This is a genomic window from Chitinimonas arctica (assembly GCF_007431345.1).
GTDB classification, from domain to species: domain Bacteria; phylum Pseudomonadota; class Gammaproteobacteria; order Burkholderiales; family Chitinimonadaceae; genus Chitinimonas; species Chitinimonas arctica.
Window position 1 is genome coordinate 3301230 of the sequence record NZ_CP041730.1, and the last position, 25887, is coordinate 3327116.

23 protein-coding genes and 1 pseudogene are annotated in these 25887 nt (G+C 61.5%); 16 read left to right on the plus strand and 8 right to left on the minus strand.

The features are described from left to right. Positions 1-16: 16 nt before the first annotated feature. Entirely contained in the window at positions 17-1705 is a 1689-nt protein-coding gene (locus FNU76_RS14885) for a lytic transglycosylase (protein ID WP_179958127.1), read from the plus strand. Between the two features lie 49 nt (positions 1706-1754). Here the strand turns inward: FNU76_RS14885 and msrC are convergent, their stop codons facing one another. Continuing rightward, on the minus strand, positions 1755-2234 hold the full coding sequence (gene msrC / locus FNU76_RS14890) for a free L-methionine (R)-S-oxide reductase MsrC (protein ID WP_144278933.1): 480 nt from the start codon (positions 2232-2234) through the stop codon (positions 1755-1757). A 503-nt stretch (positions 2235-2737) separates the two neighbouring features. Here msrC and FNU76_RS14895 point away from each other — a divergent pair. The 10 genes from FNU76_RS14895 to FNU76_RS14945 all read left to right on the plus strand — a co-directional run bounded on the left by FNU76_RS14895 (position 2738) and on the right by FNU76_RS14945 (position 14662). Then, positions 2738-3052, plus strand: a complete 315-nt coding sequence (locus FNU76_RS14895) for a hypothetical protein (protein WP_144278934.1) — start codon at positions 2738-2740, stop codon at positions 3050-3052. Positions 3053-3425: 373 nt separating this feature from the next. Next, positions 3426-5474: a glycosyl hydrolase family 18 protein gene (locus FNU76_RS14900; RefSeq protein WP_223879031.1), complete on the plus strand. Its 2049-nt coding sequence runs from the start codon at positions 3426-3428 to the stop codon at positions 5472-5474. A 118-nt stretch (positions 5475-5592) separates the two neighbouring features. Further along, positions 5593-6417: a 2OG-Fe(II) oxygenase gene (locus FNU76_RS14905; protein ID WP_144278935.1), complete on the plus strand. Its 825-nt coding sequence runs from the start codon at positions 5593-5595 to the stop codon at positions 6415-6417. Further along, positions 6410-7456 (plus strand): cupin-like domain-containing protein, encoded by a 1047-nt coding sequence (locus FNU76_RS14910; protein ID WP_223879032.1) that lies wholly within the window; start codon positions 6410-6412, stop codon positions 7454-7456. The genes FNU76_RS14905 and FNU76_RS14910 overlap by 8 nt, the downstream gene beginning before the upstream one ends. 545 nt (positions 7457-8001) lie before the next feature. Further along, positions 8002-10032, plus strand: a complete 2031-nt coding sequence (locus FNU76_RS24625; RefSeq protein WP_223879033.1) for a glycoside hydrolase family 19 protein — start codon at positions 8002-8004, stop codon at positions 10030-10032. Between the two features lie 55 nt (positions 10033-10087). Further along, a complete protein-coding gene (locus tag FNU76_RS14925; protein WP_223879034.1) occupies positions 10088-12727 on the plus strand; it encodes a chitinase C-terminal domain-containing protein in 2640 nt (879 codons plus the stop codon). 129 nt (positions 12728-12856) lie between these two features. After that, the gene (locus FNU76_RS14930; RefSeq protein ID WP_179958128.1) at positions 12857-13297 is read left to right on the plus strand and encodes a BON domain-containing protein; all 441 of its coding nucleotides are present in this window, start codon (positions 12857-12859) and stop codon (positions 13295-13297) included. Between the two features lie 243 nt (positions 13298-13540). Next, positions 13541-13795, plus strand: coding sequence for a hypothetical protein (locus tag FNU76_RS14935; RefSeq protein ID WP_144278937.1), 255 nt, complete (start codon positions 13541-13543; stop codon positions 13793-13795). 51 nt (positions 13796-13846) lie between these two features. Then, positions 13847-14419: a ferritin-like domain-containing protein gene (locus FNU76_RS14940; protein ID WP_144278938.1), complete on the plus strand. Its 573-nt coding sequence runs from the start codon at positions 13847-13849 to the stop codon at positions 14417-14419. A gap of 45 nt (positions 14420-14464) precedes the next feature. After that, complete coding sequence (locus FNU76_RS14945; RefSeq protein ID WP_144278939.1) at positions 14465-14662, plus strand: hypothetical protein; 198 nt, start codon at positions 14465-14467, stop codon at positions 14660-14662. A 74-nt stretch (positions 14663-14736) separates the two neighbouring features. On the opposite strand, the gene FNU76_RS14950 is transcribed toward FNU76_RS14945, so the two are convergent. Together FNU76_RS14950 and rpoN are read right to left on the minus strand one after the other, a co-directional pair. Next, positions 14737-16650, minus strand: coding sequence for an AsmA family protein (locus tag FNU76_RS14950; RefSeq protein ID WP_144278940.1), 1914 nt, complete (start codon positions 16648-16650; stop codon positions 14737-14739). Continuing rightward, the gene (gene rpoN / locus FNU76_RS14955; RefSeq protein WP_223879035.1) at positions 16643-17821 is read right to left on the minus strand and encodes an RNA polymerase factor sigma-54; all 1179 of its coding nucleotides are present in this window, start codon (positions 17819-17821) and stop codon (positions 16643-16645) included. The genes FNU76_RS14950 and rpoN overlap by 8 nt, the downstream gene beginning before the upstream one ends. A gap of 74 nt (positions 17822-17895) precedes the next feature. On the opposite strand from rpoN, the gene FNU76_RS24905 reads away from it, so the two are divergent. Further along, positions 17896-18045 carry a hypothetical protein gene (locus FNU76_RS24905; protein ID WP_263405664.1) on the plus strand — a complete coding sequence of 50 codons (150 nt, stop codon included), beginning with the start codon at positions 17896-17898 and terminating at the stop codon, positions 18043-18045. Here FNU76_RS24905 and FNU76_RS25240 read toward each other — a convergent pair. Together FNU76_RS25240 and FNU76_RS14960 are read right to left on the minus strand one after the other, a co-directional pair. Continuing rightward, a pseudogene (locus FNU76_RS25240) lies at positions 18016-18102 on the minus strand (hypothetical protein); the annotation flags it as partial. The gene FNU76_RS24905 and the pseudogene FNU76_RS25240 sit on opposite strands and share 30 nt — an antisense overlap. A gap of 206 nt (positions 18103-18308) precedes the next feature. After that, entirely contained in the window at positions 18309-18566 is a 258-nt protein-coding gene (locus tag FNU76_RS14960) for a hypothetical protein (RefSeq protein ID WP_144278941.1), read from the minus strand. 199 nt (positions 18567-18765) lie between these two features. Between FNU76_RS14960 and FNU76_RS14965 the strand changes: the two genes are divergently transcribed. Then, positions 18766-19083: a BON domain-containing protein gene (locus tag FNU76_RS14965; RefSeq protein WP_144278942.1), complete on the plus strand. Its 318-nt coding sequence runs from the start codon at positions 18766-18768 to the stop codon at positions 19081-19083. Positions 19084-19089: 6 nt separating this feature from the next. Here the strand turns inward: FNU76_RS14965 and FNU76_RS14970 are convergent, their stop codons facing one another. Together FNU76_RS14970 and FNU76_RS14975 are read right to left on the minus strand one after the other, a co-directional pair. Beyond that, positions 19090-21879 (minus strand): PAS domain-containing protein, encoded by a 2790-nt coding sequence (locus FNU76_RS14970; RefSeq protein WP_144278943.1) that lies wholly within the window; start codon positions 21877-21879, stop codon positions 19090-19092. 62 nt (positions 21880-21941) lie between these two features. Then, positions 21942-22886 carry a YihY/virulence factor BrkB family protein gene (locus FNU76_RS14975; protein ID WP_179958129.1) on the minus strand — a complete coding sequence of 315 codons (945 nt, stop codon included), beginning with the start codon at positions 22884-22886 and terminating at the stop codon, positions 21942-21944. Between FNU76_RS14975 and FNU76_RS14980 the strand changes: the two genes are divergently transcribed. Genes FNU76_RS14980 through FNU76_RS14990 form a run of 3 tightly spaced genes read left to right on the plus strand, consistent with a single transcriptional unit; the run spans position 22885 to position 25486 of the window. After that, entirely contained in the window at positions 22885-23364 is a 480-nt protein-coding gene (locus tag FNU76_RS14980; protein ID WP_223879036.1) for a DUF4398 domain-containing protein, read from the plus strand. The two genes, FNU76_RS14975 and FNU76_RS14980, sit on opposite strands and share 2 nt — an antisense overlap. 36 nt (positions 23365-23400) lie before the next feature. Further along, positions 23401-24273 carry an OmpA family protein gene (locus FNU76_RS14985; protein ID WP_144278946.1) on the plus strand — a complete coding sequence of 291 codons (873 nt, stop codon included), beginning with the start codon at positions 23401-23403 and terminating at the stop codon, positions 24271-24273. Position 24274: 1 nt separating this feature from the next. After that, complete coding sequence (locus FNU76_RS14990; protein ID WP_144278947.1) at positions 24275-25486, plus strand: AI-2E family transporter; 1212 nt, start codon at positions 24275-24277, stop codon at positions 25484-25486. A gap of 122 nt (positions 25487-25608) precedes the next feature. On the opposite strand, the gene FNU76_RS14995 is transcribed toward FNU76_RS14990, so the two are convergent. Then, positions 25609-25788: a hypothetical protein gene (locus FNU76_RS14995; RefSeq protein ID WP_144278948.1), complete on the minus strand. Its 180-nt coding sequence runs from the start codon at positions 25786-25788 to the stop codon at positions 25609-25611. Between the last annotated feature and the right edge of the window lie 99 nt (positions 25789-25887).

Sequence of the window (25887 nt, forward strand, 5' to 3'; positions counted from 1 at the left end):
TTTTTTATTGTTGCCCATGATCAAAATCAAATTCCATCTCGCTCCCCTGTTCGCCCTGGTCGCCGCGCTGTTCGCGCCGCAGGCCTTTGCCGACGAAGGCGCGATCGTGCCGACGCCCACCGAGTCCGTCGTCAAGCTGCCCGAGGCCGACAACGGCCCGGCCGTTTCCAACAGCCCCCTGCTGAATCCATCCGCCAATCCCATGCTGAACAAGCCGGCGCTGGCCCTGCCATCCGAGCAGACCGATCTCTGGGTGCGGGTGCGGCAAGGTTTCAAGATGGGCGAAGTCGATACCGCCGCGGTACGCGCCCAGGAACGCATCTACGCCAGCAAGCCTGAATATATGCAGCGGGTGATCGAGCGTAGCCGTCGCTATATGTACTTTATCGTGGGCGAAGTAGAGAAGCGCGGCATGCCTACCGAGATCGCCTTGCTGCCCATCGTCGAAAGCGCCTTCATACCGCGGGCGCAATCGCATGCGGCAGCGTCCGGCCTGTGGCAATTCATTCCGTCCACCGGCCAGCGTTACGGCCTGGAGCGTACCTGGTGGTACGACGGACGCCAGGACGTCATGGCCGCTACCTACGCGGCGCTGGATTATCTGCAAGACCTGTACAACCTGTTCGGCGATTGGCAGCTGGCGCTGGCCGCCTATAACTGGGGCGAAGGCGGTGTCGGCCGCGCCCTGGCCAAATCGCGGGCCAAGGGTCTGGAAGATGGCTTCGACAATATCAAGAAGCCGCAGGAAACCGAGAACTACGTGCCCAAGTTGCTGGCGGTGCGCAATATCATCGCCAATCCGGCCGCTTTCGGCCTCAGTATCCCGGCCATGCCCAACCAGCCCTATTTCCAGCCGGTTTCCACCGGCAAGCATATGGACTTGCAACTGGCGGCCAAGTTGGCGGGCACGACGGTGGAAGAGCTGCTGCAACTGAATCCAGGCTTGATCCGCCCGGTATTCGCCCACAAGGAAGACCGCAAGCTCCTGCTGCCGGTGGACAAGGTGGTCGCCTTCGAAGAGAACTTGCAGCGCTACGATAAACCGCTGCTTTCCTGGCAGCCCTATGTCACCAAGCGAGGCGAGTCCTTTGAAGGGATTGCCGGCAAATTCGGCATCCAGATGGCCGAACTGCGCGACGTGAACAAGCTAGGCAGCGCCCGGGCCGCCAATGGCCAGACCATCCTGGTGCCGATACGCGATAGCGTGGATGTCAGCGAACGACAGAACCTGGCTGCCTTGATCGCCGGTGCCGGCAAGCAGGAAGCCGACCAGCCGCCAGTCGCCGCCCGCCAGGCCAGTGCCCGCACAGAAAGTCGCACCGAAAGCCGTGCCGAAAGCAGCTACCAGGTGCAGCGCGGCGATACGCTGTTCTCCATTGCCAAGCGCAATGGCATGACCGCCGCCGAACTGAAGCGCTTGAATGGAATGAGATCCAATCATGTGGCCCAGGGCAGCATCCTCAAGCTGGAAGATGGCGGCAGGTCGCAAGCGGCCGACAAGCTGGCCAGGTCCGACAAAAACGACAAGGCCGACAGTGCCAAGGCCAGCGCCCAGCGCCAGCATGTGGTGCGCCGGGGCGATACCCTGGATGAGATTGCCCGGCGCTATGATGTGTCGGTCAGCGACTTGAAGAAGTGGAATCGTCCTGCGGCGAGGGGTGCGCTGCGAGTGGGCTACAAGCTGCAGATTCGCCACGAAGGCTGATTGCGATTGATAAAGGGCATACCGGCGCGAACCGGTGTGCCCGCCTGCTTCAGTAATCGATCGCCGCCACAAACCGAGCCAGTAGCAATTCCAACCCCATCCGATCAGCATCGCTGAATCGATCGGTCTGCGGACTGTCGATATCGAATACGCCGATCAGCCGGCCGTTATGGATAACCGGCAGCACAATCTCCGAATTCGAAGCCGAGTCGCAGGCGATATGGCCCGGGAAGGCGTGTACATCGGCCACCACGATGGTTTCGCACTGTACGGCGCATGTCCCGCATACTCCGCGGCCGAAAGGGATGCGTACGCAGGCTACCTTGCCCTGGAAGGGGCCGAGTACCAGCTCTTCGCCCCGCGCCAGATAGAAGCCAGCCCAGTTCAAGTCCGCCAGGGTTTGGTAGATAAAAGCGGAAAACTGCGCCGCCGAGGCAATGAAATCGCGTTCTCCCGCCAGCAGGCTGTCAAGTTGACGGGCAAGCGCGGCGTAATCCGGCGTGCGGCTTTGATCTGCTGTCTGGAACATGGCGACTCCTGAATTCGACGAACTGGTAATGATAGCACCGCATGGAACGTGGCTTGTCGGCGCGTGTCTACCTTGCGGCCGGTGTGAAACCGGCCGAAGCGCGATAAGACGACATACAAGGGAGCGATGCGATGTGGGCGGTGCAGAACAGGCTTTTCTGGGGTGTGACAATCTCGATTTTATTGCACGGCATATTGTTGACCTTATCGCGCCAACCCGCTTCTGGTTTTCGTCTTTCCTCCTTGCCCTTTCAAATCGCTGTACGCCCGCCCACCCCGCCCCAGCCCGTGATAAGGCAGGAAAAAACGCCCGCGAGCAGGCCGCACTCCGCTGTCGAAGTCGGCGGAAACACCACTGTCCGCACCCGACCGGCCGTACCACCCAAGGCAGCGGCGGTGGATAGTGCCGCGGAGCCTGTGCCGGAGATGTTGCCTGGCCTGGAGGCGGTCCTCGAACCGGCCAGTCCGGCGTCGCCAACCTCGGTCCCGTTAACCGAGAGAGCGTTGGCCTCGGTCAAGCAAGCGGAAGGCAGTTTGCGGCGCGAAGCTGAAACGAAGCAGCAGCTCCTGCCTGCTAAACCGCTGCCGCACAATCTCGTCAAACAGCCGCCGCCACTACAGACCGCGCTGGCAAAGCACTTCGAACGCGAGTTGGGGGATTGGGTGGTGCTGGAAACCAAGGAAATCCAGTCGGGGGGCGACCGCGTTACCCTTATCCGCACCAACAAGGGCGTGTTTTGCGCCCGCACCGCCTTACTTCGCTCCGCCGCATTCCGCGGTACACCCGTGGTACAGACTTTTGGGAACTGTGGGCCGTGAACGGCGGGTAGCCGGCAGCTTCGCCGACTTCCCCCTTCATGCTGGTTGCTAACTGGTATTGACACGTATGGAATAAAAACCCTCAGCACCCCACGGGGCCGGCTTTTTTCGGCCGCAACATATGACATTTGACTATTTTTGCAACAGTTCTTGCAAATGTGGGTTGACATGGCGCACCACTACGTCATATTTCTCCCAATACCAGATTAGAACAACAAACTACCAGTTTGAGATGTTTTGATAATACCGGTCTTATCCGGTGGGCTGGAAAACGGCTTCTTGCCAGAGGGTGAGGGGTAGCGGAGCCGATAAATTGACCGGGCAGGTAGCCGGCGTACCTCGCCATTTCCACAAAATCGGATGGAGACCAAGCATGAACAGCAAGTACAACGCCTTACGGCGATTCGCCTTGAGTACTGTCACCGCCAGCATGGCCACGGCCGGCGTGCTTTATGCACCGGCTGCCATGGCGGCCAACTGCGTGACACCCTGGGCGGAAGGCAATGTCTACGCCAGCAGTACGCTGGCTTCTTACCAAAGCAAGAACTACAAAGCCCTGCAAACGCATACCGCCTACGTGGGTGCCAACTGGAACCCGGCCGCGACGCCAACGCTGTGGGCTTTTGTAGAAACCTGTACCGCGACGCCGACGCCGACGCCGACGCCAACGCCAACGCCAACGCCAACGCCAACGCCAACGCCGACTCCGACTCCGACTCCGACTCCGACCCCAATGCCGACACCGACTGTTTGCTATCTGACCTGGAACAGTACGAACGCGTATACGGCGGGTCAGCGCGTTACGTACAACGGCCGCAATTACGAAGCCAAGTGGTGGACGCAAGGTGAAGCACCTGCCGCCAACACCGGTAGCGGAAAGCCTTGGACCGATTTGGGTGTCTGCAAACCCACGCCAACGCCAACGCCAACACCAACGCCAACACCAACACCAACACCAACACCAACACCAACACCAACACCAACACCAACACCAACACCAACACCAACACCAACACCAACACCAACACCAACACCAACACCAACACCAACACCAACACCAACACCAACACCAACACCAACACCAACACCAACACCAACACCAACACCAACACCAACACCAACACCAACACCAACACCAACACCAACACCAACACCAACACCAACACCTGGCGCGCGCCAAGTCGGTTCTTATTTCGCCCAATGGGGCATCTACGGCCGCAACTATCAGGTCAAGAACATCGAAACATCCGGTTCCGCCGCGAAGATGACCTTTCTCAACTACGCCTTCGGCAACGTCTACCAGAAGAACGGCGGCTACGAATGCGATATCCAGTACCGTACCGAATCGGGTAATGGCGATGGCGGCGACCCATTTGCCGATTACAGCAAGTCGTTCGACGCGACTACCTCGGTCGATGGCGTGGCGGACCGCTGGGATAGTCCGCTGCGCGGCAACTTCGGCCAGCTCAAGCGGCTGAAGGCCAAGCATCCTGGTCTGAGCACCATGATTTCGCTGGGCGGCTGGTCCTGGTCCAGATGGTTCTCGGCCGCATCGATGACCGATACCTTGCGTAAGCAACTGGTCCGTAGCTGTGTCGATCTCTATATCAAGGGCAATCTGCCGTCCTATGACGGTGCCGGAGGCACGGCCGCCGCGGCCGGCTTGTTCGACGGCATCGATATCGATTGGGAATTCCCCGGCGTGCAGGGCTTTGGCTACAACACGGTCAGCCCGGCCGATAAGCAGAACTTCACCTTGCTACTGCAGGAGTTCCGCCAGCAGCTCGACGCCCTCGGTGCGACCACCGGCAAGCGCTACAAGCTGACCGTGGCGATAGGCGCCGGCAAGGACAAGATCGATATGACCGAACCGGCCAAGTACAGCCAGTACCTGGACTGGATCAACCTGATGTCCTATGACTTCCATGGCGGATGGGATGCCACCGGACCGACCGATTTCCATTCCCATCTCTATAACGATCCGGCCAGTCCCAATGCCAGCACGCCGCTGGGCGCAAGCTACAACATCGACAGCGCGGTCGGCGCCTTGATCGCGGCCGGCGCGCCAGCCAAAAAGATCGTGCTGGGCGTGCCTTTCTACGGTCGTGGCTGGACCGGCGTGCGCAATATCGGCAACGGCTTGTACCAAAGCGCGAGCGGTCCGGCCCGGGGTTCCTACGAGGCGGGGATCGAGGACTACAAGGTGCTGAAGAACGCCGCCGGCACGCTGTTTACCCATCCGGTCACCAAGCAGAGCTGGAAGTTCGATGGATCGACCTTCTGGTCCTACGATACCCCGGCAGTCATCCAGACCAAGATCGACTATGTCAAAGCCAAGGGTCTGGGCGGCATGATGAGCTGGTCGCTGGACGGCGATACCCCGAACGGTGAGTTGATGGGCGCAATGGGCGCGGTTCGCTAAGGTCGGTCCCCTGCCGGTCCCGCGCCGGCAGGGCGATACAAGTGAGCGATTGGCGGTGGACGGGTGGATGGCATAACTTTGTCTATATGTCCGCCGCCGATCTTCAGGAGGGAAAAGTATGTCCGAATGGAATGCCGAGTGGCAGGCCTGGCTGTCCGACAATCGGACGCGCGGCTGTTCGGTGGAATCGATGATTGCGGCCATGGTGGGGGCGGGCTTCCCGCTGGAGGTGGCCAGGCGTCAAGTCGAGGGTGCGGCCGCCTCGCCGGCTGTCGAAGCAGCCTATCGCTACGACCGCATGCCGGTTGCCGCGGGCAATCGCATCGATGTCGGCGATCGCATGGTGACGGTGGCCCTGCGCTGCGAGCGGCCGCAGGTCCTGGTGCTGGATGGCGTGCTGTCCAGTGCGGAGTGTGAGGAGATCATGGCCCGTTCGCGCGACAAGCTGCGGCGTTCGACCACCGTGGATCCACTTACCGGCAAGGAGGACGTCATCGACCGCCGTACCAGCGAGGGGACTTTCTTTGCCCGTTGCGAGGACGACTTTATTCGCAGCATCGATGAGCGGGTGGCGCGGTTGATGAACTGGCCGCTGGAAAATGGCGAGGGCTTGCAGATCCTTCGCTACGGTGTCGGCGGTGAGTACACGCCGCATTTCGATTATTTTCCGCCGGCAGATCCGGGCAGTGCCGCGCATGTCGCTCAGGGTGGGCAGCGGGTCGCCACCTTGATCATTTACCTCAACGATGTGGCCGAAGGCGGCGCCACCATCTTTCCCGACGCCGGCCTGACGGTTACGCCACGGCAGGGTAGCGCAGTCTATTTCCGATACGGCAATCAAGCTGGGCAGCTCGATGCGATGACCCTGCATGGCGGTGCGCCGGTGGAAGGCGGCGAGAAATGGATCATGACCAAATGGATGCGGGAGCGCCGTTATGGATGAAGGCAAAAACGGCCGGTCCGGCCCAGTCGGGGCCAGCACGATGCAAGTGGATGACGAATGGCGGCGCTGGATCGCCGAAAACCTATTGCTGGACAGCGATCCCGCCAGCATCTTGCAAGCCATGCTGAGCCAGGGCATTGCCGAAGCGGATGCGTGCCGGGAGCTGGATGCTGCCCGCCGCAGTCCATACCTGGCCGGCGGCGACCGCCTGCGGGCACGCTTGAAAAAGCGCAACTGGCCATTGGATATCCAGCGCAAGCTCAACCGCTTGGACGCGCGCATGCGCCAGGTGCCAAAGCGCCATCGGCTGGATGGCCAGGCGTTCTTCGACGATTTCTATGTTTTGAATCGACCGGTGGTCATTACCGGCATGTTGGACGATTGGCCGGCATTGTCGACATGGGGTGTGGATTATTTCCGCCGCCGTTTTGCCGACCGCCAGGTCGAGGTGCAATTCGGCCGCAGCCAGGACGCCAACTACGAGATCAACCAGCCCCACTTGCGTCGTAGCATGCCGTTCGGTGAGTACCTGGACCTGATTGCCGCCGGTGGCCAAAGCAACGATTTCTATATGACCGCCAACAATAGCTCCAGCAACCGGCAGGCATTGGCGGAGCTGTGGCAAGACATCGGCGGCTTGCCGGCCTATCTGGACGGCCAGCGCGACAGTGGCTTTCTCTGGTTCGGTCCCAAGGGTACCCGAACGCCGTTTCATCACGACCTGACCAATAATTTCATGGCGCAATTGGCCGGCCGCAAGCGGATCAAACTGGTACCGGCGGTAGAGTTGGGCCAGATGTATAACGATCTGCACTGCTATACGCCTGTGGATGGCGGCGCGATCGATTACGAGCGCTTTCCCCGCATGCGCGACGCGCAGATATTGGAAGTGATCCTGGAGCCCGGCGAAATCCTGTTCCTGCCGGTGGGGTGCTGGCATTACGTGGAGGGGCTGGATGTCAGCATCACCATGTCGTTCACCAATTTCCGTTGGGACAACGATTTCGCCAGTGCGTATGACAGCTACCACGGGGTGTAGCGCCTGAACGAACGGAAGGCCGGATTGCCGGCTTGAGTACGACCGTTCGTCAGCTGCGTGGGCCAATACCGCTGCTTGCCGCCTCCTCGCCGTACGGCAAGGATTAAGACCACTTTGGGAAGGCTTGCACGCAGCGGGGCGTCTTTCGATTAAAAAACCTATCCATACAGCAGCTTACAGGTGATTTTTATGGCCTGGCTGAGCGGGTTGTTTTCATTTTTCTTGAATTTTAGATACCACTTAATTTAAGTGGTTTCTTATGGCCGACGCTCGAATGAATAGACCGAGCCTGCGTACTTTCCTTTTCTCCGCATCTTTACCATGCTGGTCCCTATGCGTTTGTGTTGAATAAACCGCTGATTTAATTGGGTAGGTTGACGCAATTCTTGCCATTGTCATATGATGCCGCGGGTCTGGAAGTGCCATTGCCTGTACGGCGGCGCATCGTCCCGCTGATTTTCTTTACCTGGCTGGTATGGATTGTCTGGGTCGAAATGGCATGAATATAAGTCCACTTTATTTCCACAATCGGCAGGAGCATACCAATGCGGGCATTTGGCCTCAATCTCGTTACCCTGGGCCTGGCAAGCGCTGGCCTGCTGTCTCTCCCCTCTGCCATGGCTGCCGGTTGCGCTACGCCTTGGAGCGAGGGCAAGGTTTACCCCAGCAGTACGGCTGCGTCCTATATGGGCAAGAACTACAAGGCATTGCAAACGCATACGGCCTATGTAGGCGCCAACTGGAATCCGGCCGCTACGCCAACGCTGTGGGCCTTGGTGGAAGCCTGTAGCGGGACACCGACTCCCACGCCGACGCCGACGCCGACGCCGACGCCGACGCCGACGCCGACGCCGACACCGACACCGACACCGACACCGACACCGACACCGACACCGACTCCGACTCCGACTCCGACTCCGACTCCGACTCCGACTCCGACTCCGACTCCGACTCCGACTCCGACTCCGGTCAGTTGTTATGTCGCCTGGAATAGCGCGGCAACCTATACCGCCGGGCAGCGTGTCACCTTGGGCGGTCGCAATTTCGAAGCGAAATGGTGGACCCAAGGCGAGATCCCTTCCGCCAATACGGGGAATGGAAAGCCATGGGCCGATGTAGGCGCATGTAGCAAACCGACCCCCACGCCAACACCGACTCCAACACCGACTCCGACTCCGACTCCGACTCCGACTCCGACTCCGACTCCGACTCCGACTCCGACTCCGACTCCGACTCCAACGCCGACTCCAACGCCGACGCCAACGCCCACACCAACGCCGTCCCCAGCTCCGTACAAGCCGCAAATCAGCTATGTGCCCGCACCCGCCGGCTACCCCAGCGAGGCACAGTTCCAGGCGGCGGAACAGGCGCTCGCCGGGCAGATCGGTGCGGATCCGCAATTGCTGGTTCGGCTGCGTGCCGCCCTGCGGATATTGGACGACGGCCAGGTCAATGCAGTACAGCCTGGCCGAAGCGCCAATCCGGACAACGTCAAACGGGTCGAGCGGGTCTTGAGTCAGGCGCGTTTCGATCAGCTTTTCCCGGTCCGCCATATCAATTACAGCTACACCAATCTGCTGCGCGGCGTAGCCAAGTTCCCCGCCTATTGCGACAACTACCAGGATGGACGCAATGCCGACGCCATCTGCCGCAAGCTGCTGGCGACGTCCTTTGCCCATTTCACGCAGGAAACCGGGGCGAATTGGCCCGCCTTGACCGCCGCCACGGCGCGCGGCTATGCCGACCATAACAATCCGGTATTGGCCAGCCTGCCGCAGAACGAAGCCATTCCGGCCTATCGCCAGGCGCTCTGGTTCCTGCGCGAATCGGGTTACAACGAGGGTTCCACCGTCGGCAGTTATCAAGACTGCTTCAACGGCGCCGGTAGCTCGATATTCTCGATTTTCTATCCATGCGCGCAGAACGCGCACGGCCGCCATCTGGACTACTTCGGACGTGGTTCCAAGCAACTGTCCTGGAACTACAACTACGGTCCTTTCAGCAAGTCGCTGTACGGCGACGTGAATGTGCTGCTGGATGCGCCGGGCCGGGTGGCGGATAGCTGGCTCAACTTCGCTTCGGCGATCTGGTTCGCGGTCTACCCACAGTCACCTAAACCACCGATGACCTGGGTCGTGGACGGTAGCTGGGTGCCCAATGCCATCGACCGGGCCAACAGTATGAAACCGGGTTTTGGCGCGACGGTCTTCATCATCAATGGCGGCATCGAATGCGGCGCGGGTGGGAGCGACAAGCCCCAGGTACAGAACCGGATCGCGGCATACCGCGAATTCGCCCGCGAACTGGGTGTGACCATCGCCGCCGATGAGGCGCTGGGTTGCGCCGATATGAAGGGCTTCAAATCCGGTTCCGCCGCTGCCACCAAGACCTATCTGGACAAGAACTGGAGCTACAACCCGAACCATCCGGGCGGCGTCAGCTGGGCTTGCCAACTGGTGGACTACCAAATGCCGTTTACCCTGGCCAACCCTGGCGATTACAAGCAATGCGTCGACTATATGTTCCGCGGCAAGGTGAGCTGGAACGGCAGCGTGGTGATTGATAACAGCAAGTAGCCGTGAGCGGTGGGGCCATTCGCCCCACCGTATCCCTATAAAAGGAGAGAGCCAGATGAAAATGCACCGCCCCGCGCCTCGGCGCTTCACCTTGCACGCGATCACCATCGGGTTGGTCAGTGCCGGCCTGTTGCAAACATCCGCCATGGCCGCCAGCTGCGGCACGGCCTGGACTGAAGGCCGGGTCTACACCCGTGACGCGCTGGCGTCCTACCAAAGCAAGAATTACCGTGCGCTGCAAACCCATACGGCCCATGTCGGCGCCAACTGGAACCCCGCTGCCACGCCGACGCTATGGACCTACCTCGAATCGTGCAGCGCTACGCCGACACCCACCCCCACCCCGACTCCGACTCCGACTCCGACTCCGACTCCGACTCCGACTCCGACACCGACACCGACACCGACACCGACACCGACACCCACGGTCTGCTATGTCGCCTGGAATAGCGCTAGTGCCTATTCCGCCGGGCAGCGTGTGACTCACGGCGGCCGTAACTACGAAGCCAAATGGTGGACGCAGAATGAGATTCCGACTGTAAACAACGGTAGCGGTAAGCCTTGGGCGGACCTGGGCGTGTGCGGTACTCCGACACCGACACCAACACCAACACCAACACCAACACCAACACCAACACCAACACCAACACCAACACCAACACCAACACCAACACCAACACCAACCCAGAACGAAGCATGCCGCCCCGACGGACTGGTGAAAGGTGCAGCGCTCGATGTTCCCTACTGCCTGGTCTACGACAAACAAGGCCGGGAAAAACTCGCCAATGGCAACCAGCGGCGCCTGATCGGCTACTTCACCAGCTGGCGTACCGGCAAGAACGGTCTACCGGCCTTTCTGGCCAAGGACATTCCTTGGGACAAGCTGACCCATATCAATTACGCCTTTGCCCATATCGATGGGGCGAACCGGGTATCGGTCAACGAAACCGTGCCGGGCAATGAGGCCACGGGCATGGAATGGCCGGGCGTGGCCGGTGCGGAAATGGACGGCAGCCTGTCTTACAAGGGTCATTTCAACCTGCTCAATAAATACAAGAAGCAGCATCCTGGCGTCAGGACGCTGATTTCCATCGGCGGTTGGGCGGAGACCGGCGGTTATTTCGGCGCGGACGGCAAGCGTGTGGCTTCCGGTGGTTTCTACAGCATGAGTACCCATGCCGACGGCAGTATCAATAGTGCGGGCATCAACACCTTTGCCGATTCCGTGGTCGCCTTCCTGCGCAAGTACAACTTCGATGGCGCGGATCTCGACTACGAATATCCCACCACCATGTCCAAGTCCGGCAATCCGCTCGACTGGAGCCTGTCCGAGCCGAGAATCAAGGGCTTGCAGGCTTCCTACCGCGAATTGGTCAAGGTTTTGCGGCAGCGCCTGGATCAGGCTGCGGTGGCGGATGGGCGCTATTACCTGCTGACCATCGCCGCGCCATCCTCGGGCTATCTGCTGCGCGGGATGGAGAATTATTCGGCCTTGCAGCATCTCGATTACGTCAATGTGATGAGCTACGACTTGCATGGCGCCTGGAACGAGTTCGTCGGGCCGAATGCCGCGCTGTTCGATGACGGCAAGGATGCGGAGTTGGCCAAGTGGGGCGTTTACACCACCAGCCAATACGGTGGTATCGGTTATCTGAATACCGATTGGTCCTATCACTACTTCCGCGGCTCGCTACCGGCCGGCCGGATCAATGTCGGCGTGCCGTATTACACCCGTGGCTGGAAAGAAGTCAGCGGCGGCAACAATGGGCTGTGGGGCACCTCGCCCAAGTCCAGCCGCTGCGGCGTCGGCATCACCGAATGTGGTACCGGCGCGACCGGTATCGACAATATCTGGCACGACCTCGACGAACAGGGACGGGAAATGGGTGCGGGTTCCAATCCACTCTGGCATGCCAAGAATCTGGAGAACGGCATCGCCGCCAGCTACCTGGGCCTGTATGGATTGTCGGCTGCCGACCTGGTGGGCCGCTACAGCCGCAACTACGACGCTACCCTGGTGGCGCCATGGCTGTGGAATAGCCAGACCAGGGTGTTTCTCTCCACCGAAGACGAGCAATCCATCGGCCGCAAGGCGCAATGGATCGTGGACAAGGGTATAGGCGGCGCGATGTTCTGGGAGTTGGCTGGTGACTTCGGCTACGACGGCGGCAAGCGCGAATACGGCATGGGCCAGACGATGACGACGACCTTGCACAATGTTTTCCGCAAGGCTTCCGCCTATGGCAATAAGCGGGCCAATCAGGCCATGCCGGCGACGGCGATCGACCTGCAGTTCAGCCTGGTGGATTTTAAACTGGGCGATCAGAACTACCCGCTCAATCCCAAGCTGCGCATCACCAACCGTACCGCTGCGACGCTGCCGGGTGGTAGCCAGATCCAGTTCCAATACGCGGTGGCCGCACCGGCCAATATGACCGACCAGTCGGGCGCGGGCTTGCGGGTGGTTGCTTCGGATCACGGCGGCCCGAATGTCGGCGGTTTGCGCGGCGACTTCCATACCGTGCAGTTCAAACTGCCCGCCTGGCAATCGCTACCGCCGGGGCAATCGCTGGATGTGGTGCTGAACTACTACCTGCCGATCAGCGGACCGTCCAACTATATCGTTACGGTGGGTGATAAGACCTACGCGAGCAAGCAGGAATACCCAACCTTGCCTCAGGGAGTGCTGCGCTAAAAGGCCTTAGCCAAGCCACATAGGGGTGCTCGGACGCTGGGCATATCGATTGCTGCCTTGTGATCGATGCGTGGGTCCCGCCGTCGCGGGATCCGCGTTTGTCATTCGGACAAACGAAGGAGAATCGATATGAAGCCTACCCCCATATTTAAAAATCTACTGGCCATGATGCTGGCCGGACTTGCGCTGACCGCCTGTGACCGGCCCAGCGAACCGCTGGACAATACGCCGCCGCCTCCCGCCCCACCGCTGGAGCCGGCACCGATCATCCCGCCCGCCGATCCGAAGCTGTCCGCGCCGGCGGGCGACATGCCCGCGCCAGTCGGCGAAGCAATCGACAAGGCCGGTGCGGCGGTCGACGATGCCGCGCTGACCACCAAGGTCAAGGCGGCGCTGGCCGCCGATGCAGGCCTGAAATCCCTGAAGCTGGATGTGGATAGCATGGGCGGCACCGTCAATATCTCCGGTACCACCGCCAGCCAGGAGAGTCGCGACAATATCGGCAAGGTGGTGCAGGGTGTCGAAGGGGTCAAGACCGTGAATAACAAAGTGACGGTCAAGCCCGGTTGAAGCGGGCTGATACCGCTGGAATCCAAGCAGCGGACTTACGCAGCATTTACAGGGTATGCGTAAAACTTACCCGCCAAGGCATAGCCGATTTGATCGATTCATGCATGTAATATATTGAAATTAAAAGAATAATTTTTACGGCACGGCTATTGCTGAATCAAGGCATAGGGGTCTGCCTGCATCGGCGCAGTCCATGCGTGGTCGAATGGCAGTCCCCCTTGTCCCCTTTGCAAGGAGAACGCAATGAGTACCGGAACCGAAAAGCTGAAGACCGATTTGCACGAAGTCATGGGCGAAGCGCGTTCCTCGGCCAGCCATGCGGTGCAGGCAACCATGGAAAAGATCGGCTGCACCAAGTCGAATTTGCAGCAACGCTGCCACTCCGCCGAAGACGCCATCCACCATATGGCGATTTCCCATCCCGGCCGAAGTTTGGCCGCTGCCGCGCTGGCAGGTATCGCCATCGGCTATCTCATGGGTTCCCGGCGCCCGGCATAAGCATGGCGGAGCACGACGGAGCGCAGGCCTTAAACCCAGCAGGAGCAGCTTATGTTCAATACACCCCATATGACCGATGTAGCGACCCTCAGGTCGCGCGCGCGCGAACATATCGAACGCGGTGCCGTGACCTCGGGATATCAAGGAAACAGTGAGGTGGTGGTCCGGTTGCTGAATGATGCATTGGCTACCGAACTGATTTGCGTACTGCGCTACAAGCACCACCATTTCATGGCTTCCGGGCTCAATTCGGAAAGCGTGGCCCTTGAGTTCGCCGAGCATGCCAAGGAAGAGATGTTGCATGCCGACGCGCTGGCCAAGCGCATCGTGCAGTTGGGCGGTGTGCCCGATATGACGCCGGATACGCTCAGCCAGCGTAGCCATGCCGAATACGTGGTGGGCGGTTCTCTGCTCGAGATGATCCAGGAAAACCTGGTGGCGGAGCGCATCGCCATCGATAGCTACCGCGAGACCATTGCCTATCTGGGCAGCAACGATCCCACCACGCGCCGCATGCTGGAAGAAATCCTGGCGACGGAGGAAGAGCATGCCGATGAACTGGCCGGCATGCTGGGTAACTTGGCGCCAGTCGCCAGAATCCGGGCGGTTGGACGGCCCGTGTGACGATCTTGCCGGGTTGACCGGCTAGGCTTTAGAGGAGCGAACAGGATGACGAACAATGGATTGGCACTGATGCTGGGCATCGGCCTGGTAACCTTTATCGGCAGCGTCTGGTCGGCCGAACGCCGCAAACAATGTGAGGCCAGGGTCAAGGCCGCGCGGGTTCCGCATCGCGAAGTGTCGCGCTGGGAAGGCGAGGGCGGCAATGTACTGGATATTCCAACAGCCAGGCCCGTGCCTGCTTAGGCGGTGAACGAGCTGGCATAAGCAGGAGGGGAGCGATGGCTCCCCTCTTTCACATACGGCTTCGCAACATCGAACTATTTCCCCGCCCGCCGCAATACCTCGGCACAGTTGCCATTCTTGGCATCACCCAATTCCAGCAGCGGTAGCAGGCCCAGCGGCCCGGCCACGCTACCCAGCACTGCGGCGAGCGCGGCACGTCCGGTTGCCTGTTTGAGGGAAGGCCGGATCTGCGGACGTTTAAATGGGCCCGTGATCAAGATAGGGCCGCGCAATGCGGCCAGGCTCATATCCTTTTGGTCGGCCACCAGCTTCAGGTCGAACTGTTCCGTGCGCATATTGATATTGCCATGCCCCACGATCAGTTGCTTGCTGGTATCGAGCAGCATGGTGCGGACAGTCAATTCGCCTTCCTTGGCCGCCATATCGGCGACCATGCAGTTGATCGGTACAGGCTTATCGCCGGTCAACAGCACCGCCAGGGTATTGGCCAGATCCAGATTGGCCAGGCGCAGCAGGAGCTTGCTGATGGCGCCGCCATTCATGGCCAGCACCATGTCGCCGTTGGCGCTGCCCAGCATGGCGGCGATGGAATTACCCTTGCCGCTTAATTTGGCGCGGCCCCCGATCACGCCGAAACTGGCTTTCTGCATGGCCAGTTGGGGGAACAACCGTTTCAGTTCCAACTTCTGCACACGGATCTGGGCATGGCTGACGATAGGTGTCTGGCGAGCATCCATATGCAGGATGGTATTGAGCTTGCCGCCCGCAATCCCCAGGACCAGCGGTTTGAAATCGATACGGCTATCGCGCACCAGCATATGGGCCTGCAGATCGTCGAAGGGCCATTTTTCAGTGACGATGCGTTGGCCGTGGAAGCGCAGGTCCACATTGGCCGCCCGCAATTTATCCAGGTTGAACGGCGTTTGCGGCAGCACCTTGTCGCCGGCGGGCAAGGCTTTTTCGCCCTGCTCCGTGCGGGCGCCGATAAAACCGGACAAGTCGCGCAGGTCCAGATGGCGTGAACGCAGGTCGGCAAGGATGAACTGCGGCCGGTAGGCCCGGTTGACCTTGAAGTCGCCGCCGAGATCGCTGGCGCCTACCTTGCCCTGGAAGTCCAGCAGATTCCAATACTGTTCGGCATGTTCCAGGCGGCCTTTCAGCTGGTAGTCGGGGGTGGCCGGCAGGGGCAGGTGCAGGATGGGAAACAGTTCCGCCAGGCTGCGGCCGGCCAGGCTGAAGTTGACCGCCAGGCCGCTGAGCAGCAAGGGGTCGGTGACGGTGCCGTCGGCACTGAAACGGGTAGCGCCGATCTGGCCGCTGCCGCGTAAGGGATAAGGCTGCTTGCGATCCCGCAAACTGAGCAGGGCGCCGCCCGATAGTTGGACGCGGGTCGGCAAACCTTGGTAACGGCCGCCGATATCGGCGCTGACCGGCATGGGGGCATTGGCTTGCAGTGAGGTGTCCAGCTCGGCAAGCAGGTCGGTTTTGGTGGCTGGGTCGAGCCAGCGCAACCGGCCTTGGCGCACGACCAGGCGGCCTATGCCCAAGTTGTCGCCATCATCCTTGGCCGCATCGAACAGCCAGTTGCCCTGGCCCGACCGGTTACGTTCCAGCAGCAGTACCGGTTCATCGGCTTCGATATGCGCCAGCCTGACTCGGCCCTGCCACAAGCTGGATAGATCCACGCTGACCTGCAAGCGCTTCACCGTGGCCATCTCGGGGTGCTCGCTCCAGCCGGCGTTGGCCAGCACCAAGTCGTGGGCGATGATTTGCGGTGTGCGGGACAGACGCACATCCAGGTCGCCACGCATCTGGAAGCGCCGGCCGGTGGCGTTGCCGACCTGGCGTTCGATCAAGGGCCTGAACCAATTCCATTCGAACAGGTAAATAGCGGCGCCGGTCAGTGAAATCAGCGCAACGCCCGCCACCAGCCATCTCTTGCGCCGGGAGGACTTGCGCTCAAGTTGGCCCTTAGCGTGTTCAGGCATGCTGGCGTCGCATTTCCACGGCTGGAATCCGCATCATCTGGCGATATTTGGTGACGGTCCGACGCGCCACCTGCAAACCCTGGCGGCCCAGCAAACGGGCGATCTCGGCATCCGAGACCGGCGCATTGCCGGTTTCGGCCGCGATCATGTCCTTGATGGTGCTGCGGATGGCGGTGGCCGAGCAGGCGCCGCCACGGGTGGTGGCCAGCGCGCGCGAGAAGAAATACTTCAGTTCGAACACGCCCGCCGGCGTGGCCATGTATTTATTGTTGGTCACCCGCGATACCGTCGATTCATGCAGGCCAACCACTTCGGCGATTTCCTTCAGCCCCAGCGGTTTCATCGCCAAGGGGCCATATTCGAAGAAGTTCTTCTGCCGCTCGACGATCGCCTCGCTGACGCGCAGGATGGTGGCAAACCGTTGTTCGACATTGCGTACCGTCCAACGCGCTTCCTGCAGGTGCGAGGCCATATCGCCGTGATGCGATTCGCGGTGGCTTTGGAACAGTTCGGCATAGACCTGGTTGAGCCGCACCCGTGGCACCACGGCCGGGTTCAGCGTCGCGGTCCAGAGGCCGCGTTGCTTGCGGACGATCACGTCGGGGGTGATATAGGCCACCGTGCGACTGTCATGCTGCCAGCCGGGCCGTGCCTCCAGATGCCGGATATGCTCGCAGGCCTGTTCGATTTCGGCGGGTGTGCGGCCCAGCGCCTTGGCTATTCCCTTGATATCGCGCTGGGCCAGCTGATTCAAATGCTCGCCGACGATAGCCGAGATCAGTACGGCGTCGGCCTGGGGCGGGAGATTTTCCAATTGCAGCAACAGGCATTCGCGCACATCGCGGGCGCCCACGCCAGCCGGTTCGAAGGACTGCACCAGCTTGAGTGCCATGCCCAGCTCGCATTCATCGGGCGGGGGAGTCAATTCGGCCATCTCGCCGATTTCATCCATCGCCATGCGTAGATAGCCGTCGTCATCCAGCGCTTCCACCACCAGGCTGGCGAGCAGGTGGTCGCGTTCGGACAACTGGCGTGTATTGAGCTGCCGATGCAGATACTCATGCAGGCGGACATCCGCTTCGGCCAGATCCAATAGATCGAGCTCGCCGTCGTAGCCGCTACGCTTGCCCTGGCCCCAATTGTCCCAGCCGGGCCTTCCGAGGCATCCCATTGCGCCTCGCCGTCGTTGTGGCTGTCCAGGCTGGCCGCATCTTCGGCTGCCAAGGCTAGTGGTGCCTCCTCGCCATGGCCGGGTTCTTCATCGCCGTCGGCGTAGGGCTCCGCTTCGTCTTCGCCTTCTTCGTTCTCCAGAAAGGGATTTTCGCTGACTGCCTGCTGCAGCTCCTGGGCAAAGTCCATAGACGACATCTGCAACAGCTTGACCGCCTGCTGTAAACGAGGGGTCAGGGTCTGTTGCTGTCGATGTTCCAGTTGGAAGGCCGGTGCGTTCATATTGCTTCTCCAGGATCAGCTGAGGCTAGAGTGGCGACACCCAGGTATCCGCCGCCGCTGCCGATTGTTTCCGGCGGGGCGGCCGTGGTGTGGCTCACGTGTTCAGGGAGTACTGGAGCAATTGACGTGCCTGCATGGAATCGGTCTGCAAGCCAGGCTGTAGGCGGATTCGCGCGGCCAGCTCGGTGGGCGGCGGGTTGGCGGGATTAAGGCCGGGTCTTTCGCTGCGGCAGGCCATCGGCCATGCCGTAAGCACTGCGGCGATCGGTATCCAGCACGCCTCGCTCGTTGTCCTGCTGGGCGAGCCGGATCACCTTGCGGGGCTTGCCGGATTGGCTCTCGGCGGACTGATCGTGCTCGTGCGGCAGCTCAGGGGCCGACTGCTGGCTGCCATCCTGCGCGGTCTGGCTGGTACGGGTGGTGTCGGTACGGCGGTGCTTGCGGCGAAGTTGACTGGCTAGCATGGCGATGCTCCTGCAGGGTGGCTGCAGGTAGAGAGGGGCAATTTACGTGCCTTGCCGCATGAATTACCGACGGCTCGCAAAATTTCCCGGTAGGCCGGCCCACCGGCGATATGCGTCCTGGGCATGGTGATTGCCAGGTTCTAGCTCGTCGCTGCCTTGGGTGGCGTACTTTTCAATCCGAAAAATAAGGGGTCCTGCCATGAGCAAGTTGCTATTTGCCTTTTTTCTAGCGTTCGCCACGGCCTTGGGCGTGGGCGGCTGCGCCGTATCCAGCCATCAAAGCTCGGTCGGCCAGTATGTCGATGACGCTGCCATCACCGCCCGGGTAAAAGCCCGCTTTGCCGAAGACAAGACGGTCAGCGCCATGCGTATCAGCGTGGAAACGCTCAAGGGAGTGGTACAGCTATCCGGTTTTGCCACCTCCGACACCGAACGTAACCAAGCCGTGGAAATTGCCCGTAAAGTGCCGGATGTCAGGGACGTCCGTAACAACATCAATCTGGGCCGGCCCGGTTAAGGCTTACTACCCCGCCAGGGTAGCGCCACGCTGTGCCAATAGTTCTTCAATGGCATTTTCCACTTGGTCTCCTCGGGCCGGCTTTGTCAGATGGTGGGCAAAGCCGGCCGCATGGCTGGCAGCCACATCGTCCTCATGGCCATAGCCGGACAGGGCGATGGCCGGCAGGCCGTGGCCGGCCGCCCGCAGTCTTTTCAACAAATCCAGCCCGCTGCCGTCCGGCAATCCGACATCGCTGACCATGACATCGAAGCGCTGGTTTTCAGCCAGGGAGAGCGCTTGCGCGATATTCTGTGCCACCACCACCGACCAACCGCGCAGGCTGAGGATAAAAGCCAGCATCTCGGCACTGTCGGGATGATCTTCCACCAGCAGGATGCGGGCAGGGTCCGTGTTGGGCGGCAGTGCGGGTGGATCATCCTGTGGCATGGCTGGCCGCGTGTCCTCGGTCATGCCGGCCACCGGCAATGCCAGGGTAAAGGTGGCCCCCTGGCCGTGACCGGGGCTGCTGGCACTCAATTGACCGCAATGCAGTTCGGCAATGGCCAGGCTGATGGCCAGGCCCAGGCCCAGCCCGCCGAACTGCCGGTTCATACCGACGCCACCTTGTTCAAAGGCGTCAAAAACGCGCGGCAGCAATTCGGCATGGATGCCGACGCCTTCGTCGCTGACCCTGACCAGCAGGCGGCCGTCCAGGCTATTGCTGGTATGGATGGTGATGCGGCCGCCCTCCTGGCTGAACTTCACGCTGTTGCTGATCAGGTTCCATAGCACCTGTTGCAGGCGGGGACCATCGCCCACCACCACCGACTCGCTCGCTTCGAACACCAGGTCGAGCATCTGCAGCTTGTCTCGTAGCTGTGGCAGGCAGATATGGGCGGCATGGCGGATCAGGTCGTGTAGATCGACCCGTCCCATTTCCACGTTCAAGCGTCCCCGCGTGATGCGCGTCAGATCGAGCAAATCGTCGATCAATTTGACTTCCAACTCGACATTACGCCGCATCATCACCATGCGCGGCAGCAGATGGGCCGGCAGGGCGGGGTCGCCTTCCAGCGTGCGGGCCGCCAGCAGTACCGGCGTCAGGGGCGTCCGCAGTTCATGGCTGAGTACGGCGAGGAAATGATCCTTGGCGGTACTGGCTTCCTCCGCCTTCAATTTGGCGGCGAGCATTTCCTGGGCGGCGCGGGTATGGGGGGTGATGTCGTACAGCATGACGCCGATACCGATAGGGGCCTCGTCTCCCACCCTGACCGGGTAATAGTCGGCCTGGTAGGTAATCACGCCGCCTTGCGGATCGGGCGCGCTGATCTCCACGCGGGTGACGGCTTGGCCTGTTTCCAGCACGGTACGGTAATAGGGTTCCACCTCGGACCAGTTGGCGGGTGAGATCTCGGCGACGGTGCGGCCTATCATTTCCTCCACCTGGAGGCCATGCAGGGCGGCCGATTTGGCGTTGCAGTGCTGGTTGACCAGCTGTTTATCCACATAGCAAATGCCGACCGGCGCATTCTCCAACAGGGTGCTCAGTAGCGCGACGTTCTCCGCCAGCGAATCGCGCAACAGGCGCGATTCGTTGATGTCCTGCACGATGCCGAAGTAGGTATCGCCTTCGGGCAAAGGATGGCCGATGACCGAAAGCCAGCGCTCGCTGCCGTCGGCCTGCATGGCCCGGTATTCAAAGCGCAATTCGCTGCCGGCCGCGAAAATGGCCGGTGCACGGGCACGGATGCGCGCCCAGTCCGCTGCGCGTATCTGTGCGCTGAACTGTTGCACCATGGTGCAATCGTGCTCGGCCGGCAATCCATGCAGATGGGCTGCCTGGGCATCGGCAAAGAAGCAGCCGCTGGCCGGCCGGTAGCTCCAGGTACCTTGCCGGATGCCGTCCAGCGTCATGCGCAGGCGGTATTCGTTGTCGCGCTGGGATTGCAGCAAGCGATGCCGCTCGCTGATGTCCTGGACAGTGCCGATGACACGGAGGGCTTCGCCAGCCGAGTTGCGCTGGATGATGGCTTCGCCGGCCAGCCAGCGCACTTGGCCGTCCGGGCGGACGATGCGGAATTCGCAGCTGTAGCGGTCCAGGCCCCGGTTTGCCACCGCGGAGGAATAGGTGGCCTGGACCATGGGCAGATCGACCGGCAGCACCATGCGCTCGAAATCGGCGAGATACATCTGCTTATTGCTGTCCGGCGGCAGGCCGAAGATGGCGTAGCAGTGGCTTTCCCATACCAGCCTGCCGCTGCGCACTTCCCAATCCCACACCCCCAGCCCGCCGGCCTGCAAGGCCAATTGCAGGCGGCGCTCGGTATCGTTCAGTGCTGCATCCCTTTCCGCCAGATGGATCTCGTCGGCCAATTGGCTGGAAAGATCCTGCACCAGCCCCAGCAGCTGCAGGCACTGGCCATCCGGCGCGCGTTTGAACACGCGGTCGCGGGTATAAACCCAGCGGTACACACCCTTGGCGTCGAGCAGGCGAAAGACCGTCTCGATGACTTCACCATCCGCTATCTCATGCAGCTGGCTCAGTTGGTACAGTCGCAGGGGCAGATCGTCCGGATGGATCAGCCGAGGCAGCAGATCATCGCCCAGCGCTTGCAGATCGGCCTCGGTATAACCGAACAGACGGGTGATCTGGGCATTGACGTACACATTGCGGCGGGTCGACAGATCGTAGATGTACAAGAGATTGGGCGAGATTTCCGCCAGGCGGTAGAAACCGCTCCAGCTTTCGTCCACTGGGCTCGGGGGCGGCGGGGGGCTGATACGGCGCCAGCCGAATCGCTCGGTGTATCGCATTGCTTGCTCCACGCAGCATCGCGCATGGCGAGCGCGGTCATAAAAGGGCCCGCCGGGAAATACTACCCGTCCGGGACGGTGGCTTTCGGTAGGCGTTCCGACGCCTCGCCGCCATCCACGTCGCGTAGCGCCATGCCAAAGGCGGCGCCTAGCAACAGGATCTGGGTGGTGTAATACACCCAGGACATGATGACCACGAACGAACCGGCGGCGCCGAAGCTGGATGCGACCCCGGTGCGGCCGAGGTACAGGCCGATCAAGTGCTTGCCCAGCGCGAACAATAGCGCACTGGACAGCGCTGCCGCCCAGACCACTCGGCCGGGTGGACGCTCATCCGGTAGCCAGCGTACCAGCGCGGCGAAGCTCAGTGTGATCAGCAAGGTGGAAATCAGCAAGTCGGAAAAAGATAGGATATCGGCCAGCCGTGGCCAGTGGCGGCTCAGGTAGGTGGTCAGCGCGGCCAATACCGAGCTGAGCAGGAGCGACATGATGACCAGCAGGCCGGTGGACAGCACCAGCGAAAAAGCGATCAGGCGGGCACGCAGATAGGCGTTGATGGCTGTCGGCATATCGCTGGCCGCTGGTAGCGGCCGGCCCACCTGAAAGATGGCATTGAAGGCGCGCCGCAGTTCCACGAATACACCGCTGGCGCCCAGCAGCAAGGTCAAAAGGCCGATACCGCCCGCCAGCATATTGCTGTCGGTATGCCAGGCCGACGCGATCATCGCTTCGACACCCTGGGCCGCTTTATGGCCGACCACCCCGGTAATCTGCTGGACGATCTGGCCGCGGGCCGCTTCCTCTCCGAAAAATATGCTGGCGATGGTGATGGCCAGCACCAGCAAGGGCGCCATCGCGAACATGGCGTAGAAGGCGATGGTCGCGCCCCACTGCGGCCCCCCGGCTTCCAGCCAGCGGCTGGCGGCCTGCCAGCACAGTTGCAGGGGCGAACGGATCGAGCGCGGGATTTTTTCCCAGTAGGCGAGGGCGAGGTCGATGGGTGTCATGGCACTCCCCGTTGCAGGCAGCGTGCCCATCGGACGCAGGGTACGAAAGTTGCTCGAAGGGGAGGTCGAAACGAAAACCGAGGAGAACGCCATGCACTACCCACTACGCCATGGCGCCGGTCTGGTCGGCGTTTGTCTACCGCTCATGCTGGCCGCCTGTGCCTCGCAGCCTCTCCCGAATGAACAGCTGGCGGTAGGCAAGTCGGCGGTGGATGCCGCGCAGACCGCCGGCGCTGCCGAATACGCCCCGCTGGAACTGGATGCCGCCCGCGAAAAAATCGCCCGGGCCAGTACCGCGCAACGCGCCAAGCACTATGAGGAAGCGCGCCGGTTGGCTGCGGAGGCGGAGGTCGATGCCGAACTGGCACGCGCCAAGGCCGGTTCGCAGAAGACCCAGCAAGCGGTCGATGAACTGAACGCCAGCATTCGGGTGCTACGCGACGAGATCAACCGGAACAGCCAAGCAACGCCCCAATAGGGAACGTGCCAACGAATAACAATGGAGAAAGCCAGCATGTATCCTCGCCTACTACTACATCCTCTCTCTCTCTGCGCCGTACTCGCGCTTGCCGCCTGCCAAAGCACGCCTCCCCGCCATGTCGGGCTGGAAGATGCGCGTACCGCCTATCTATTGGCCAGTAAGGATCCAACCATTGCGCAAAAGGCCCAGCTGGAACTGGAAAAGGCTCGTGCCGCCCTGGCGCAAGCCGATGAGCGATGGGCCAAGGACCACGATGTGAAGGAGGTGGACCATCTCGCCTATCTTGCCCGCCAGCGGGTAGCCATCGCCAACGAAGCGTTTTTGCGGCGCGAGGGCGAAGCCCGGGTGAAGGAGGCTGGCGTGGAGCGCGAAAGCACGCGCGCCGATGCCCGTGCCGAGGAAGCCCGCCAAGCCAAGGAGCAGGCCGCCATCGCGACCCGCCAAGCCAGCCTGGCTGAACAGCGCGCCGATCAGGCCACCGCCCAGGCGCTTAACCTGCAAGCAGTGCTACAGGAGCTGCAAGCCCAGCAGACCGCTCGCGGCATGGTGCTGACCTTGGGCGATGTGCTGTTCGACGTCGGTCGCAATAAGCTGCTGCCCGGCGCGGAACGTACCCTGGATCGGCTAGCGGAAGTCATGCTCAAATTCCCCGAGCGCCGATTGCTGGTCGAAGGGTTTACCGATTCGAGCGGCTCGGACAGCAGCAACCAGGCTTTGTCGGAACGCCGTACCCAGGCGGTTCGGGCTGCCCTGATCGATAGGGGCATGCTGGCTGAGCGGATCGATGTACGTGGCTACGGCAAGGCCTACCCGGTGGCGGACAATGCCACCGCCGCCGGCCGGCAACAGAACCGCCGGGTCGAGATATTGATCTCGGACGAACAAGGCCAATTCAAGGTGCGCTGACGTGAATCTGCCCGCCTCCCCCCTTCCCAGCGACCAGGGCCGCGGCTGGGTCGGCATCGGTCTGCTGCTGATCGCCACGGTCTTTCTCCTGCAGGCGGCCAAGGTCGTCCTGCTCCCTATCGCCTTGGCGGTCATGTTGGCCTTTGTCCTGGCGGGGCCGGTACGCTGGCTGCGGCGGTGGGGGGTGCCGGAGGTGGTAGGCGGCGCCCTGGTGGTGCTGGCGCTATTGAGTATGCTGGGCCTGTTGAGCAGTTTGCTGGCCAAGCCGGCGGTCAGTTGGTGGGAACGGGCACCGGCCAATATGCAGCAATTGGTTGAGTCCATCGACAGACTGCGCTCGGCGGTTCCGGTATTGGCGCCCCCCCGGCCACTGCCAAGCAACCGCGCCAGTCGCGCGGCGCCGGTTGCCAGTCCGTCCGATCCGGTGAAGGAAAAGCTGGCCAGCGAAGGACTCGCCCTGACCCAGGTGGTGCTGGCCCAGTTCGGCTCTTTTGCCGTGGCGGCCGCCGCCACCATCATCCTGCTGTATTTTTTACTGATCTCGGAAAAGTGGATGGTGCTGCGCCTGGTCGAGGCCATGCCACGCCGGCGGCAACGCGCCATGCTGCTGGCCGGCCTGCGCGATGCCCAGCGCGAGATCGGCCGCTTTCTGGCGACCATGAGCATGATCAATCTGGGCTTGGGCGTCGCCACCACATTCTGTATGTGGCTGATCGATATGCCGAATCCGGCGCTTTGGGGCGCCATGGCCGGCCTGTTCAATTTCATTCCCTATCTGGGGCCGCTGACAGTCAGCATGGCCTTGCTGTTGGCCGGCGTGCTGACCTACGACACCTTGGGCCAGATGCTGGCGCCGGTCGGAATCTTCCTGGGGGTGACCGCGCTGGAAAGCAATCTGATCAGTCCCTGGATCGTGGGGCGCCGGCTACAGCTGAGCCAGGTGGCGGTATTTCTCTCGGTGATGATCTGGGGCTGGATTTGGGGGGTGATGGGTGGCTTGTTGGCCGTGCCCATCCTGCTGGCCATACGCTGTGCCTCGCGCCGGCGGCGGCGCAACAAGCTGTTTTGCGCCTTTCTCGATCGGGACGGACGTGCCCCGCCAAGCCTGCAGTCGCTGTTGCGCATCAAGCGGCGGCCGCCCGGCGCGGGTAAACCCAAGGTGGTTGCCAAGCCCAAGGTCGTGGTCGTCGATGTGCCGCGTAAGCGGGCTTAGGACGCCGCTGGTCCAGCTGCCGGCCAACCGCCATGAAAAATCCCCGCCCCTGGTCCAACGGGGCGGGGTAGGGGGAAGGATTCCGGGTGGCGCCGAAGCGCCGCCGCGGCAGGGTGGTGAAATCAATGCTCGCCTGGCTTGACCAGGGACGGCGTCGGGAAGAAATCATCCCAGCAGTGGTTCAGCCATTCGTTCTCGTCATTATCGCTATCGGTGCCGGCGGGGAGGGCTTCATTCTCCGGCGCCAGGCGATGGCCGGGTCGATTCGGGATGATGTGGTAGGTAAAGTTTGCGGTGGCCATGACAGTCTCCTTGTTTGGCTAGAGCCGGGGAAGTCGGGAAGCTCCCGGCAGTCGCTTGCAAGCCGTGTGGCACACGGACGAGAAAAAGATCAGCAAGCG

What these genes read in the sequence shown, in the direction of transcription:
- FNU76_RS14960 (WP_144278941.1), bottom strand. Translation starts at nt 18,566, where the DNA reads ATGCTAGCCAGTCAACTTCGCCGCAAGCACCGCCGTACCGACACCACC.
- FNU76_RS14980 (WP_223879036.1), top strand. Translation starts at nt 22,885, where the DNA reads ATGGCACTCCCCGTTGCAGGCAGCGTGCCCATCGGACGCAGGGTACGA.
- FNU76_RS14970 (WP_144278943.1), bottom strand. Translation starts at nt 21,879, where the DNA reads ATGCGATACACCGAGCGATTCGGCTGGCGCCGTATCAGCCCCCCGCCG.
- FNU76_RS14900 (WP_223879031.1), top strand. Translation starts at nt 3,426, where the DNA reads ATGAACAGCAAGTACAACGCCTTACGGCGATTCGCCTTGAGTACTGTC.
- FNU76_RS24905 (WP_263405664.1), top strand. Translation starts at nt 17,896, where the DNA reads ATGGCCGGGTTCTTCATCGCCGTCGGCGTAGGGCTCCGCTTCGTCTTC.
- FNU76_RS14885 (WP_179958127.1), top strand. Translation starts at nt 17, where the DNA reads ATGATCAAAATCAAATTCCATCTCGCTCCCCTGTTCGCCCTGGTCGCC.
- FNU76_RS14905 (WP_144278935.1), top strand. Translation starts at nt 5,593, where the DNA reads ATGTCCGAATGGAATGCCGAGTGGCAGGCCTGGCTGTCCGACAATCGG.
- FNU76_RS14985 (WP_144278946.1), top strand. Translation starts at nt 23,401, where the DNA reads ATGTATCCTCGCCTACTACTACATCCTCTCTCTCTCTGCGCCGTACTC.
- FNU76_RS14930 (WP_179958128.1), top strand. Translation starts at nt 12,857, where the DNA reads ATGAAGCCTACCCCCATATTTAAAAATCTACTGGCCATGATGCTGGCC.
- msrC (WP_144278933.1), bottom strand. Translation starts at nt 2,234, where the DNA reads ATGTTCCAGACAGCAGATCAAAGCCGCACGCCGGATTACGCCGCGCTT.
- FNU76_RS14965 (WP_144278942.1), top strand. Translation starts at nt 18,766, where the DNA reads ATGAGCAAGTTGCTATTTGCCTTTTTTCTAGCGTTCGCCACGGCCTTG.
- FNU76_RS14935 (WP_144278937.1), top strand. Translation starts at nt 13,541, where the DNA reads ATGAGTACCGGAACCGAAAAGCTGAAGACCGATTTGCACGAAGTCATG.
- FNU76_RS14975 (WP_179958129.1), bottom strand. Translation starts at nt 22,886, where the DNA reads ATGACACCCATCGACCTCGCCCTCGCCTACTGGGAAAAAATCCCGCGC.
- rpoN (WP_223879035.1), bottom strand. Translation starts at nt 17,821, where the DNA reads ATGGGATGCCTCGGAAGGCCCGGCTGGGACAATTGGGGCCAGGGCAAG.
- FNU76_RS24625 (WP_223879033.1), top strand. Translation starts at nt 8,002, where the DNA reads ATGCGGGCATTTGGCCTCAATCTCGTTACCCTGGGCCTGGCAAGCGCT.
- FNU76_RS14995 (WP_144278948.1), bottom strand. Translation starts at nt 25,788, where the DNA reads ATGGCCACCGCAAACTTTACCTACCACATCATCCCGAATCGACCCGGC.
- FNU76_RS14945 (WP_144278939.1), top strand. Translation starts at nt 14,465, where the DNA reads ATGACGAACAATGGATTGGCACTGATGCTGGGCATCGGCCTGGTAACC.
- FNU76_RS14950 (WP_144278940.1), bottom strand. Translation starts at nt 16,650, where the DNA reads ATGCCTGAACACGCTAAGGGCCAACTTGAGCGCAAGTCCTCCCGGCGC.
- FNU76_RS14925 (WP_223879034.1), top strand. Translation starts at nt 10,088, where the DNA reads ATGAAAATGCACCGCCCCGCGCCTCGGCGCTTCACCTTGCACGCGATC.
- FNU76_RS14940 (WP_144278938.1), top strand. Translation starts at nt 13,847, where the DNA reads ATGTTCAATACACCCCATATGACCGATGTAGCGACCCTCAGGTCGCGC.
- FNU76_RS14910 (WP_223879032.1), top strand. Translation starts at nt 6,410, where the DNA reads ATGGATGAAGGCAAAAACGGCCGGTCCGGCCCAGTCGGGGCCAGCACG.